This is a genomic window from Anaerocolumna sp. AGMB13025, from assembly GCF_029689925.1.
In the GTDB taxonomy this organism is placed as follows: Bacteria; Bacillota; Clostridia; order Lachnospirales; family Lachnospiraceae; genus Anaerocolumna.
Map to the genome: position 1 here is coordinate 2,842,634 of NZ_CP121445.1, position 13,903 is coordinate 2,856,536.

Here is a 13,903-nt window from a genome sequence, read left to right on the forward strand (position 1 = left end):
AGGTAAAATAATAGTACATGCTTCAAATCAAGCTGGCTTATGTATATAAGTGGCAGTTAATACAAAATGAGGAAATTCCGGGAGCAATATTGGAAGATATAGGAGCTAATATGAGAATTGGATTATTAAGACACTTTAAAGTAAACTGCCCCCACAAGAGAATGATGACATCAAAAGAATTCAGGGAATGGTCTGAGCGTTATGAGACCTCAAGAGTAATAAAAAAACAGGTTGAGATGTATGGCATTGAATGGGATATCTGCTATGTCAGCGATTTACCCAGAGCCATTACCACAGCCAAAGAGGTATACAGCGGTAACTTAAACATAGATAAACTGTTAAGGGAAGTGGATAACGCCCCCTTTATTCATTCGGAGAGGCTTAGGCTGCCTTTTGAAGTGTGGCACGTATGCGGCAGACTGGCTTGGTTTTTTAAATCAAAAAGCCAGCCGGAGACAGTGGTTGGAACCAGAAAGAGAATCAATGCTTTCTTAAACCGGATTGATTGGTCGAAAGAAAACATATTAATTGTTTTCCATGGATTTATGCTTTTTAATTTTCAGAGAGAATTAAGAAGACGTGGTTTTTCAGGAGAAAAAGTCAAAGTGGTAAAAAACGGTGTTCTGTATCAATACGTTCAGGAAGAAGATGTATATGAGGAGAAAACCAATACAAGCTCAAACAGCAAGGAGCCAGGATGAAGATAACAATAATTGGCGTGGGAAGGATTAAAGAGAAATATTTTACCCTGGCAATTGAAGAATATTCAAAACGATTAAGCCGTTACTGCAAATTGGACATCATTGAAGTAAATGATGAAAAGACCCCGGATCAGGCAAGTGAAGGGGAAGAAAAACTGATAAAAAAAGCAGAGGGTGACAGGATTTTAAAGCATGTCAAAGAAGGTGCATACACCATTGCCCTTGCAATAGAAGGGAACCAGCTTTCTTCTACAGAACTGGCTGATAAAATTGAACAGCTGGGAGTCGGTAGTGTAGGGCATATCGTATTTATAATCGGAGGTTCTTTAGGGTTAAGCAGTGAAGTGCTTAACAGGGCGGATTATAAACTTAGTTTCTCTAAGATGACCTTTCCTCATCAGATGATGCGGGTAATTTTATTAGAACAGATTTATCGCGCTTATCGGATTAATTCCAATGAACCTTATCATAAGTAGCAGAGTGCTTAAGCTGCCTGGCGGCAGCTGACTGCTAACAGCACTTGAGGAGGTTAGGCTGCATCTTGATTTGCAGGTGTGCGAATGCACACAGATCGGAGGTTACTATGAATATATACTTAATACGGCATGGCTGGCAGAACAGTCCGTTATGTAATGCTGATGTAGAATTGTCTCCGGAAGGATTTCAACAGGCAGATTTGCTGGGAAAGCGCTTAGCTTCCTATGAGATAGATGGGCTTTACTCCAGTCATTTAATCCGGGCGGTACAGACAGCGGAGGTAATTAATCTCTACATACGGCAGCAGCACAATATCAGAGAAAACTTAAGAGAAATTTCCTTTGGAGAATTAGAAGGACATACCAGTGAATACATTGCGGAGCATTTCGCTGAATTTAAAACCAAACAAATGAAACTGGAATCAGACCTTGCGTACCCAGGTGGTGAATGTGGAAGAGATGTCTTTCAGCGCTCTATTGTCACCATAGATGAAATTGTTCATTCCGGTAAGAAGAAAGTGGCTGTGGTGACCCATGGTGGTGTTATCAGGGCGTTACTGACCGGATTGATTGGACTGGACATGAATAAGAAATTATTATTTGCATATTCCCTTGAAAATACCAGTATTACGGAGCTGGTATATGATGAAAGCTATGAAAGGTTTTATCTTCAGCGCTTTAATGATACTGCCCACTTAGAGGGCAATAAAGAATTATTCCGACATAATTGGTAAGAAGTATATCTGTTTTCGATGAATGTAGTTGTCAATAATCAAAGGCACATTTATCGCAGAACAGATATTTTTTTGTTCGGCTTTTGCAGATTGAAGGGACTGCTGTAAATTAAAGTATGTCAATCTGGGCATAGAATAGGGATTATATTTCAGAAAATATTTGTAAAATATAATCCTAATCTCGCCCAGATAATTTAGTCTTTGATGCGCAACAGCCCTGGCTTTGCGGACTTCCCTCGGTGTAGTTATTCACTCTAACTATTTAGTAAAACACATGCTCGGCAAATATCCGTAGACCAATCAGGATTAAGATGCAGCCGCCGAAAATCTCAGCTTTTTCTTTTAAAAACCGGTCAAATTTTTTCCCCAGAAATGTTCCGAATAAACTGCATAGAAAGGTGATTCCTCCAATACAGGAAACAGCCAGAATAAGATTTGTGCGCATTACTGCAAGGCTGATTCCAAGAGCAAGTGCATCTATGCTGGTGGCAACTGCCTGGGCTAATAATATTTTTAAGGTAAAAGGCTCGGTTTCACAGATATTATCAGGATTGCGGTAGGTCTTTATCCCTTCTGCAATCATATTAAGTCCTATGGCACCTAACAAAAAGAGTGCCACCCAGTGATCTAAAAAGGCTATGGTTTCATAAAAAGTGCTGCCGATATAATAACCTATTACTGGCATAACAGCCTGAAATACTCCAAAGGTAAAAGAACTAATAATTGCTTCTTTCCGTCTGAATTTATCATAACATAAGCCGTTTGTGACCGACACGGCAAAAGCATCCATTGCAACGCCAAAGGCAAGTAGTATAATTGTAGCAATTCCCATACAGGAACCTCCTTTTGCCAACCTGTTTTCAAAAAATCAACACTGAATAGTATTAGATTTGTGTATTAATATATACGCAGGAGGCTTGCACTGAAATTCCTAACAAAGTAATATTTTTTACAAAATCTAAATAAGTTTCACCAAAAATACAGTTACCAGGATATTCCTTTCAAAAACCAAATTAAAATTTGTTTCTTTAACCTAAATTAAAGATTGCAAATTACTAGAAACGTGATACAATAAATTGGATTTGGACAGAAAGGATGACGACAATGCTGCAAAAGATAAATCAATTTTTTAAAAAGGAAAGGGTATTAGTAATAGCCGCTGTGTTTGCGGTTTTTACCATGTTCCTTGTCAAACCTTCAAAAGCCTATATAGGCTATCTTGATTTCAGGGTCCTTGCCCTATTGTTTTCACTAATGGCTGTTGTTGCCGGTTTACAAAAAAATGGTGTGTTTCTGCGGTTATCCGAGAGACTGTTATTAAGAGTTAAATCTGTGAGGAGTATGTGTTATGTATTAATTTTATTATGTTTTTTCTCTTCTATGTGGATTACCAATGACGTTGCACTTATTACCTTTGTTCCTTTTGCGGTTTTAATGTTAAAACTGACCGGAAGGGAAAATGATATGATATATGTTATTGTCATGCAGACCATAGCTGCGAATCTTGGCAGTATGCTGACGCCTGTTGGAAATCCTCAGAATCTTTATTTATATTCCTTTTATCATTTAAAAGAGCTGGACTTTTTTGGAATAACCGTCCCTTATGTTCTATTCTCATTTATCATCCTAAGTTTAATCAGTTTGATTATTAAAAAAGAACCTATTAACCAGCTGGATTACAGTGCCTTTGACCAAAAGACATTACAATCGGAACTTAACGTAAAAGCGGCCGGTATCGATGTAAATCCATTAACAGAGTATCAGACCTCAAAAGGAAATATCTTACATATAGTAATGCTTGCTATGTTATTCTTACTCTGTCTTGGAACGGTAATGCACCTCATAGACTATAGGCTTACCTTGGGGGTGGTGATTTTTGTAATCGGTATTTTAGACAGAAAAATATTTGGAATGGTGGATTACTCCCTGCTTTTGACTTTTGTCTGCTTTTTTATTTTTTCTGGTAATCTGGGAAATGTTAAGGCTATAAACCTCTTTATATCAAAAGCAATAGAGTCGAGGGAAGTTTTGGCATCTATTCTTTTAAGCCAGATAATCAGTAATGTACCTGCGGCGGTTTTACTTTCTAATTTTACAAAGAATGCAGAACATCTGATTATTGGAACTAATCTTGGCGGGCTTGGTACTATCATAGCCTCATTAGCAAGTTTAATTTCTTACCGGATTTATTTAAAGACAGAAAAGCCACTGTTTGTTAAGTATCTGGTGTTGTTTACTCTAGCTAATGTGGGAATACTTATACTTTTGGTTATGTTCTTTATGTTTTTGCCATTATAGCTGTGTATCGTTTGAATCGGGTTATTTTTAGAGGATTCGTGAAATAAACTGCGAAGTTTTTAAGAAGATGCCAAAGGAGCTATACATTTTCATAAGCTTTGGCATATAATATCAAAAAGCTATATTCAAGCTATGGTTATCTAGACTGCATTTCAAGAAATTACGTCTTTCTTAGCTATTATACTTCCATAAAATCAACGAACGAATAGAAAAAGGTAAGAGAAACAAATTAATTAATATAGGTTTATGTTATATGAAAAAGAAACCGAAGAATATACTCAATAGGATGTGAATATAATCAATTATAATGGAGAAATTATCGGTCTAACTTAATCAAACTGCATTGCAGGTTGTATATGCCGGGAAGGATAATCTCCTGTAAGTTAAATGGATAAATAGTAACAATTTTCTTGTGAGAAATATATGAAGTTACTTTTGACAGTAGTTCGGATGGAAAGAACCATAGAAGAACCTGAAAAGGGTTGCTGGAGAGTTTATAAATAAGGCAGCCTATCAGGAACTTGCAGCAAAATGGTAAATATGCGCAGTAATGTTAGTATACCGCGCTATATTACATGTAAGGAAAGGAGTTTAGATCATGGCTAAAAAAGTTGTTGGTACAAAGGGATATGTAAAGGTAAAAAAACGTAAAAAAAGAAGACTGGTTAAGTATGTCGTTGCTTATGCAGCAATACGTACTGGTGTGAAAGCAGCCGAAAAACTGATTGATAAGTACAATAGTGTCCCAGAAATTTCAGAAGACAGTGAGGTTTTAAATTACTCGTTAGCCTTTAATGGCAGGAATGTTAAAATAGAAAATGAACCTTTTAACGGAGCGAAAATCAATACGATCTGCAGCGGACTAAAACTAGACCTTAGCAATGCAATTATTGAAGAGGATGTGAATATAATCTGTAAAAGCAAAATGAGTGGTATCAGTATTGTTGTTCCGGATAATGTAAAAGTTGATATTTCTTCCGATTCTAAATTAAGTGCCGTAGCAAATAATGTATCAGCTATTAATGATGATACTGCACCTACCATTCATATCCATACGGAAAATATAATGACAGGTATTGATGTAAAAGCAAAGCATCCCACCAGGATAAAAGCTTATAAAGAGGATGCTGATTCTAAGGAAGAAAATAAAACTGAAACCTTAGATATTGAATAAAATAACATCTCTTAAAAAATAAAATTATAGTAAAAGCTAAAAAAACTCTTGAAATTTTTCATGAACGTGGTACAATACTAAGCATTAATATAAATAATATTTTATAAATATGAAATTAGGAGGAAGTTATTTATGAAAAAATTATTATGTGCAATGCTTACCATTGTTCTTACTATATCACTTACGGCTTGCGGAACGAAGACGGACAATAGTGGTACAGGGGCATCTGGAACCAAGGATACCACATCTGCCACTGGTGATACCGCTGATGCTGGTAATACTGCTGCAGAGGACACCAGTGATACGTCTTCCGCAGATAACGGCACTTTAATTGTAGGAACAGAACCTGGATTTGCACCATATGAATACATGGAAGGTGACAAAGTAGTTGGTATCGACATGGATATTGCCCAGGCTATTGCTGACGCCATGGGTAAAAAGCTTGAAGTGAAGACGATGGACTTTGACGGTGCCTTACTTGCAGTACAGCAGGGCAAAGTAGATTTAGTAGCAGCTGGTGTATCTGTCAATGAAGACCGTAAAAAAGTAATGGACTTTTCCAAAGAATATGTAAATTCTACAGAAGTAGTAGTAGTGAATAAAGCTACTCCCGCAGTTACAAGTGTTGAGGATCTTAACGATAAGACAATTGGAGTTCAGCAGGGTAACATTGCAGATTTCTATGTTTCTGATGAAGGTAACTTAAAAGCAAAAGATATCAAACGTTATACAAAGTTTGCACAGGCAGCAGAGGACTTAAAGAATGGTAAGATTGACTGCATCGTAATGGATAAATATCCGGCAGAAGAATTAGTAGGAGCGAATGATACACTTACAATCTTAGATGGTACTTTATTTGAAGATAAATATGCAATCGCTGTGAAAAAAGGCAATACCGAGCTATTAAATAAAATCAACGAAGTCATCGACCAATTAATCAAGGATGGCAAAATTGAAGAATTTACTGCAAACCATACTAATGCAGGAAAGTGATTACATAGAGTAATCAGTTAAGTTACGAAAGGTCTTCAAGCCGTATGTAATTAGATAACGGCGGGGCTTACCGTAAACCGGCAGTAGAATGGATACACTGGTCGTAATGCAGAAGCAGCAGGCATAATTTATTAGTGTCTGCTGCTTATTATGTGTTACCAGACAGGGATAAAAATTCATCTATAAGTTTAAATTCCGAATACGTTTTAAAACTTATATATATACAAAAAAAGGAGAAGTTAAGTTGGATACTATAAAAGATTGGTTTGTATCGATTGTTACCAGGTATTATGATGCATTTATAACGGAAGACAGATATAAGTATTATCTCGAAGGGCTTTCAAAAACTTTGGAAATATCCTTATTTGCCATTCTTATCGGGGTTTTGATTGGAATTACCGTGGCTGTTGTTAAGGTATCAGTCGCGAGTGTGAAAGGATTAAAATGGATTGGAACAATATGTAACGCATACATTAATCTGATCCGGGGAACCCCGGTTATTTTGCAGCTGCTTATCATTTATAACCTGATTTTCACTTCAAGGAATACCAATGAAATAGTAGTTGCTGCAATCTGTTTTGGTATTAATTCCGGTGCATACGTGGCGGAAATCGTAAGAGCAGGTATCGAATCCATAGACAAGGGACAGATGGAAGCAGGACGTTCCTTAGGCTTAAATGCGAATAAGACTATGTTTTATATCATTATGCCTCAGGCAATCAAGAATATCCTGCCTGCTCTGGGTAATGAATTCATTGTACTTATTAAGGAAACTTCCGTTGCCAGTATGATAGCGGTCACTGATCTTACTAAGGCAGCCCAGTACATCGGTTCCCGAACCTGGGACATACTGCCGCCCCTTATTATATCCGCCGTATTCTACTTAATTATCGTATTAGGCTTAACAAAATTACTAGGACTTTTTGAAAGGAGGATGAGCCAGGGTGATAACAACTAATAATTTAAAAAAACAATTTGGACATCATTTGGTCCTAGACGGGATCAGTGAAACGATAAAACAGGGTGAAAAAGTTGTAATTATTGGACCCTCCGGTTCAGGTAAGTCCACCTTTTTAAGATGCCTTAATTTACTGGAAACACCTACGGAGGGCGAAATCTGGTTTGAAGGTAATAATATAACAAATCCAAAAACAGATATTAATTCCCTGAGACAGAAGATGGGTATGGTATTCCAGCAATTCAATCTATTCCCTCATTTAACCGTGAAAGAAAATATAACCCTTGCGCCTGTAAAGCTTAAGTTAATGGACAAAGAGACAGCAGATCGCAGAGCCCTGGAATTATTAGAACGTATCGGATTAACAGAAAAAGCCAACGCTTACCCCAAGCAGTTATCCGGCGGGCAAAAACAGCGTATTGCCATAGTAAGGGCTTTAGCTATGAATCCGGATGTAATGCTTTTTGATGAACCTACTTCTGCCTTAGATCCTGAAATGGTAGGGGAGGTACTTGAATTAATGAAGGAACTGGCAGAGGATGGGATGACGATGGTGGTTGTAACCCATGAGATGGGGTTTGCCAGGGAAGTTGCCAACAGGGTATTGTTTATTGATGAGGGTAAAATCAAGGAGCAAAATGAACCCAAAGCTTTTTTTGATAATCCTCAAAATCCAAGGTTAAAAGAATTTTTATCAAAGGTTTTATAATAAAATTAAGAGTTATGATGATGTTTTTATAGTATAAGAAGACTTTTTAAGAACTTCTCCTTTGTTTTTGTTTGGCGCAAAAACCGAAATACAAAACAAACTTGAGGTTCTTTTTTTCTGATGTCCTCAAATAGAAGGAAATACTGGTCATCTTTTATATCACTTAGTAAATAATGTGTAAAGATATGTAAAAATCAGGTTCAAAATATGGAACAACGGTTATAATACAAAATATAAACATATATAAAATAGGAATATATAATATATTAATAAGTATATGGAAGCGAAGCGGACCCATTATCTCGATAAAAATACAAACCATAATTCGATTACAGTAACATTTTATTCTTATTTCTGGGTGAATAACCCTATATACAAATTAATATGGAGCCGATACTTTATTGATAATTATTACCTAAGAAAGCTCTTGACATTACAGCACATTTTCATATAATACAATATATAGAAGCAAAATCAATCTAAACTACTATATGTATTATCTGCTTAAAAAAATTAGGAATTGATTGAAATGCTTCATCATATTTCACAAAGAATACCCCAAAGCGTTTATGAAAAGGAGAATTGCAATGAGACAGGAATGGAATGATTTTAATCCGGGAAGCTGGACAACAGATGTCAACGTACGAAGCTTCATTCAGCATAATTATACACCCTATGAAGGAGACGATTCCTTTTTAGCTGGACCCACCAAAAGAACAGAAGAGTTATGGAAACAGGTTTCTGATTTAATGAAAGTAGAAACAGAAAAAGGTATCATTGATGCTGAAACCTCCAAACCTTCTACCATAACTACATTTGGTCCTGGATATATCGATAAAGAGAAGGAATTGATTGTCGGTTTTCAGACAGATAAGCCTCTTAAAAGAGGGATTATGCCAAACGGTGGTGTCAGAGTCGTAAAGAATGCATTGGAAGCTTACGGATATACTCTTGATAAAACTACAGAAGAAATCTATACGAATAACCGTAAAACTCACAATGATGGTGTTTTTGATGCCTATACTGATGCTATGAGAAAAGCAAGACACACAGGAATCATCACAGGTCTTCCGGATGCTTATGGCAGAGGACGTATCATCGGTGATTATAGAAGAGTAGCATTATATGGTGTAGACTGGCTGATCGAAGAAAAGAAGGAACAGAAGAAATTATTTGAAAGAAATACTTTGGAATCACCTGATATCAGAGTAAGGGAAGAAATTTCTGAACAGATAAAAGCTTTAAAGCAGTTAAAAGAAATGGGACAGTTTTATGGTTTTGATATCAGCGGTCCAGCTAAGAACTCTTTTGAAGCAACACAGTGGACCTATTTTGCATATCTTGGAGCCATCAAAGAACAGGATGGAGCTGCAATGAGTCTTGGAAGGGTTTCTACGTTTTTGGATATCTATTATGAACGTGATCTTAAGAATGGTACAATTACAGAATCAGAAGTACAGGAATTAATGGATCAGTTCGTCATGAAATTAAGAATGGTGCGTTTCCTTCGTACTCCTTCCTATAACGACTTATTCTCAGGAGATCCTACCTGGGTTACCGAGTCCATCGGCGGTATGGGTATGGACGGCAGAACCCTTGTTACAAAAAGCAGTTTCCGTGTTCTTCATACATTATATAACTTAGGACCAGCACCGGAACCAAACCTTACAATCCTTTGGTCAACCTCACTGCCGATGCCTTTTAAACAGTTCTGTTCCAAGGTATCCATTGATACCAGCTCCATCCAATACGAAAACGATGACATTATGCGTGAAGTATGGGGAGATGATTATGGTATCGCATGCTGCGTATCTGCAATGAGAATCGGTAAGCAAATGCAGTTCTTTGGTGCCCGTGCCAATCTTGCCAAGGCTTTATTATATGCCATTAACGGCGGTAAAGATGAAAAGGCCGGTGAACAGGTTGGACCGATATTTGCACCGATTACCAGTGACTATCTGGATTACGATGAAGTAATGGCTAAATTCGACCAGACTATGGATTGGTTGTCTGAGCTGTATATTAATACATTAAATGTAATCCATTTTATGCATGATAAATACAATTACGAACGTTTACAGATGGCACTTCACGATATTGATATTTTACGTACAGAAGCCTGCGGTATTGCCGGACTTTCCGTAGTAACCGATTCCCTTTCTGCAATTAAGTATGCAAAGGTTAAAGTAATACGTAATGCAGAAGGTCTTGCAGTGGATTATGAAATCCAGGGAGAATATCCTGCTTTTGGTAACAATGATGACCGTGTGGATCAAATTGCTGTAGAGCTGGTGGAACGCTTCATGAATAAACTTCGTAAAGTTAAAACTTACCGCAGTGCAAAACAGACTCTTTCCATTTTAACCATTACCTCTAACGTAGTGTATGGTAAAAAGACCGGTAATACCCCGGATGGACGTAAAGCCGGAGAACCCTTTGCACCAGGTGCAAATCCTATGCACGGCAGAGATAAGAAGGGTGCTATTGCCTCCATGGCATCGGTTGCCAAACTGCCTTACAAACATGCAGAAGATGGTATTTCCTATACATTTTCTATTGTACCTAGAGCTTTAGGTAAGGACTTAGATGAGAGAGTAAACAACATGGTAGGTATGCTGGATGGTTACTTCTGTGATAAGGGACACCATATTAATGTAAATGTATTTGACCGTGAAACTTTATTAGATGCTATGGATCATCCTGAAAAATATCCTCAGCTTACGATACGTGTATCCGGTTATGCCGTTAACTTTGTTAAATTAAACAGGGAACAGCAGTTAGATGTAATTAACCGTACGTTCCATGAAAGATAATCGTTAATAAGCAGTTTTTATAAGCTTGTTCCTGGTAAAGTATATCAGGAACAAGCTTAATTAGACTAAAGCTCCTGTTAAATTTATAACAGGATTTCAGATATTTATTCCGTAAATGCATTAAAGGAATAAATAGTGATATGTAACAGGTATATAATCAATGGACTGGAAAGGTATGGTGACTCATATGAATAAAACAGGAAGAATTCATTCCCTTGAAAGCTGCGGTACAGTAGACGGTCCTGGTATACGATTTGTTGTTTTTATGCAGGGATGTGTTTTGAGGTGCCAGTTCTGTCATAATCCCGATACCTGGGATACCAACAGAGGAATGGAATATACACCGGAACAGTTGATGCGTGAAATAGTAAAATATAAGTCCTATATGGGCTTTTCCGGCGGTGGCGTAACCTTTACCGGTGGTGAACCTTTGCTCCAGCAGGATTTTGTATTAGAGGTAGCAAAATTGTGCAAAAAGGAAGGAATCTCAGTAGCGTTAGATACCTCAGGATTTATCTGGAATAACGTTGTAAAGGAAGTTCTGGAATATACGGATATTGTTTTACTTGATATAAAAAATTATAACCCGTTAGTTTATAAAGAAGTTACAGGAGTTTCCTTAGGACCGACCCTGGAATTCCTGAATTATACGAAAGAGAAGAATATTAATACCTGGATACGGTATGTATTAGTGCCTGGTCTTACAGATAATATAGATAGCATTAAGGAATTATCTAATCATCTAAGCTCTTATTCTAATGTATCAAAAATTGAACTGTTAGGCTTTCATAAAATGGGCGAATACAAATGGAAGGAACTTGGTCTGGAATATAAATTATCTTCAACAAAAGAACCTGGCAAAGAATTGATGGCAGAAGTAAAGAAGATTTTTGAGCAGAGCGGGAAACCTGTAGCAATGAATTCCTAAGGGCTTTACTGCTCATAAAAGTATTTGAAACAGTTATTCCAGCTGGTATAAAGTCTCATGAGAGAGGCTGTTGAATAATACAGGATACCAACCCTGGGCAAAGAATAAGGATTATATGTTGCAAATTTTTTGCAGCCTATAATCCTTATTCTTTGCCCAGGTAATTTAGACTTTGAACAGCCCTTTTGTATATAATTTACAACATAAATTCATTAATAACATGGGCTATCCCGTCTTCATCATTTGATAAAGTAATGTAATCAGCAGCTTTTTTTACAACTTCCTGTGCATTAGCCATGGCCACACCCATTCCGGCATATTGTATCATGGATAAATCATTGTAACCATCGCCGCAGCTTATCATCTGTTCTTTGGATAAACCAAGATGCTCTAATAAGTGACTTAAAGAATAAGCTTTGTCGATGTTCTTCGGCATTAATTCCAGGAAAAAGGGTTCGGAGCGGTAAACATTGATTCGATCTCCAAAGGTATCCCTCATGTTTATTTCAACCTTTTCAAGTTTTGCTCCGGGACCAGTCATTAAGCACTTATTCACGTCAAAATTGATATAAGCAGGAAAGTTATCTATTTTCTTAATGGGAATCCAATTGATTGCAGCTTCTTTCTCCATGAATTCATCGATTTCCATATCTGTTATTACACAATCATTTTCATAGGATATGATTCCGACCTGGTGTCTTACGGCCGCAGCATGAAGTTTGGGGATAATATCACGGGGAAGAACCTTTTGAAAGATGATTTCATTGGTTTTGCAGTTTATGATTTTAGCCCCGTTAAAGGACAGTATATATCCATTGTATTCGGATAGTTTCAGTTTATTCGCCAACGGCAGGACACCCGGAGTAGGGCGGCCGGAGGCTAGTACTACCTTATGTCCGCGTTCCTGGATTTTCATTATTGCCTGTAGTGTATTCTCTGAAATTTCTTTTTGGGAATTGGTTAAGGTTCCGTCTATATCTAAAACTAGTATTTCGTATGCCATTTTTATCTCCTTGTGTCAAGTGTGAATCAGCTTTCGTATACAATCATGTTACAGTTTTTCCTATGGTCCAGTTATATAACCAGTCCATCTTAATAATTATTTTATTCATTTACTTTTAGTATTGGGTAATTAATAATACAGCGGTTTTTTCCCGAAGATTTCCCAAGGTACAATGCCTGATCTACATTGGTAAAATTTTTCTCCGGAGAAATAGCCCTATCATATTGGATAATTCCTCCGGTAATGGTACACTGAAAAGTGAAACCATCACAGTTAAAGATGTATTTGCTTACTTCTTTGCGAAGCTTATTGGCTAAATCTATAGCGATGTCCTCCGTTACATCAGGTAAGCAGATCATAAATTCTTCCCCGCCCCAACGGCATAGAATGTCCTCTTCACGCAGCAGCAATTTTAGTATACTGGAGACAGAGACTAATACCATATCACCGGCATTATGGCCATAGGTATCATTTATTTTCTTGAAATTATCGATATCAAATAATATAAGAAAAAGCTTCAAATCATATTGGTTTACAAATTCTTGCAGCTGATCCATAAAATATCTACGGTTATGCAGCTTGGTAAGATAATCTGTAACAGCCATTTCTTTTAATTCGTTCATAAGTAACTGGAGTTCGCGCTGAATTTTGATATTTTGCATATGTACTTTAACACGGGCTTTTAATTCCTCGGGTATAAAAGGCTTAGATACATAATCTGCCGCACCGACTTCAAATCCCTTTAATACCGACTCGGAATCATTGTTACCGGTAATAAAAACGACAGGAATATCCTTGGTCTCCGTACTGCTTTTTAGAATGCAGCAGGTTTCATATCCGTCGATACCGTTCATTATGATATCAAGCAGTATAAGAGTAGGCCGCAATTTTTTTGCCATAAGAATACCCTCTTCGCCGGAATGGGCAATATCAATATGCAGTGTCGGCGATTCCAAAATGCCCTTTATAATACTGCATATGATATCACTGTCATCCACTACTAATATAGTGTCTTTGTCCATTTTATATCTCCTTGTATAAAATCAATATCATTTTCAGCGAAAATTATATTTATAAACTAATAGTAAAGCATTTTGCCCGAAAATTCAATACAGT

13 protein-coding genes are annotated in these 13,903 nt (G+C 37.0%); 10 read left to right on the forward strand and 3 right to left on the reverse strand.

The genetic code is table 11. The annotated features are described in order from the left end of the window. Positions 1 to 17 precede the first annotated feature (17 nt). From QA584_RS11600 to QA584_RS11610, 3 genes are all read left to right on the forward strand, one after another. Positions 18 to 701, forward strand: coding sequence for a histidine phosphatase family protein (locus tag QA584_RS11600; protein WP_278274673.1), 684 nt, complete (start codon positions 18 to 20; stop codon positions 699 to 701). After that, entirely contained in the window at positions 698 to 1,177 is a 480-nt protein-coding gene (gene rlmH, locus QA584_RS11605; protein ID WP_278274674.1) for a 23S rRNA (pseudouridine(1915)-N(3))-methyltransferase RlmH, read from the forward strand. The genes QA584_RS11600 and rlmH overlap by 4 nt, the downstream gene beginning before the upstream one ends. 107 nt (positions 1,178 to 1,284) lie before the next feature. Next, entirely contained in the window at positions 1,285 to 1,911 is a 627-nt protein-coding gene (locus QA584_RS11610; protein ID WP_278274675.1) for a histidine phosphatase family protein, read from the forward strand. Between the two features lie 262 nt (positions 1,912 to 2,173). Here the strand turns inward: QA584_RS11610 and QA584_RS11615 are convergent, their stop codons facing one another. Continuing rightward, positions 2,174 to 2,743, reverse strand: coding sequence for a manganese efflux pump MntP (locus tag QA584_RS11615; RefSeq protein WP_278274676.1), 570 nt, complete (start codon positions 2,741 to 2,743; stop codon positions 2,174 to 2,176). 272 nt (positions 2,744 to 3,015) lie between these two features. On the opposite strand from QA584_RS11615, the gene QA584_RS11620 reads away from it, so the two are divergent. From QA584_RS11620 to pflA, 7 genes are all read left to right on the forward strand, one after another. Then, positions 3,016 to 4,209, forward strand: a complete 1,194-nt coding sequence (locus QA584_RS11620) for an SLC13 family permease (RefSeq protein WP_278274677.1) — start codon at positions 3,016 to 3,018, stop codon at positions 4,207 to 4,209. Positions 4,210 to 4,807: 598 nt separating this feature from the next. After that, positions 4,808 to 5,383: a LiaF domain-containing protein gene (locus tag QA584_RS11625; protein WP_278274678.1), complete on the forward strand. Its 576-nt coding sequence runs from the start codon at positions 4,808 to 4,810 to the stop codon at positions 5,381 to 5,383. Between the two features lie 132 nt (positions 5,384 to 5,515). Continuing rightward, positions 5,516 to 6,376 (forward strand): transporter substrate-binding domain-containing protein, encoded by an 861-nt coding sequence (locus QA584_RS11630; protein ID WP_278274679.1) that lies wholly within the window; start codon positions 5,516 to 5,518, stop codon positions 6,374 to 6,376. Between the two features lie 244 nt (positions 6,377 to 6,620). Then, positions 6,621 to 7,334, forward strand: a complete 714-nt coding sequence (locus QA584_RS11635) for an amino acid ABC transporter permease (protein WP_278274680.1) — start codon at positions 6,621 to 6,623, stop codon at positions 7,332 to 7,334. Beyond that, positions 7,321 to 8,043 (forward strand): amino acid ABC transporter ATP-binding protein, encoded by a 723-nt coding sequence (locus QA584_RS11640; protein WP_278274681.1) that lies wholly within the window; start codon positions 7,321 to 7,323, stop codon positions 8,041 to 8,043. Before QA584_RS11635 ends, QA584_RS11640 begins: the two co-directional genes overlap by 14 nt. Before the next feature lie 587 nt (positions 8,044 to 8,630). Beyond that, positions 8,631 to 10,856, forward strand: a complete 2,226-nt coding sequence (gene pflB, locus QA584_RS11645; RefSeq protein ID WP_278274682.1) for a formate C-acetyltransferase — start codon at positions 8,631 to 8,633, stop codon at positions 10,854 to 10,856. Positions 10,857 to 11,043: 187 nt separating this feature from the next. Then, on the forward strand, positions 11,044 to 11,784 hold the full coding sequence (pflA, locus tag QA584_RS11650; protein ID WP_278274683.1) for a pyruvate formate-lyase-activating protein: 741 nt from the start codon (positions 11,044 to 11,046) through the stop codon (positions 11,782 to 11,784). Between the two features lie 196 nt (positions 11,785 to 11,980). On the opposite strand, the gene QA584_RS11655 is transcribed toward pflA, so the two are convergent. Next, the gene (locus tag QA584_RS11655) at positions 11,981 to 12,787 is read right to left on the reverse strand and encodes a Cof-type HAD-IIB family hydrolase (protein ID WP_278274684.1); all 807 of its coding nucleotides are present in this window, start codon (positions 12,785 to 12,787) and stop codon (positions 11,981 to 11,983) included. Between the two features lie 101 nt (positions 12,788 to 12,888). Next, the gene (locus QA584_RS11660) at positions 12,889 to 13,809 is read right to left on the reverse strand and encodes a GGDEF domain-containing response regulator (RefSeq protein WP_278274685.1); all 921 of its coding nucleotides are present in this window, start codon (positions 13,807 to 13,809) and stop codon (positions 12,889 to 12,891) included. Positions 13,810 to 13,903: the final 94 nt, after the last annotated feature.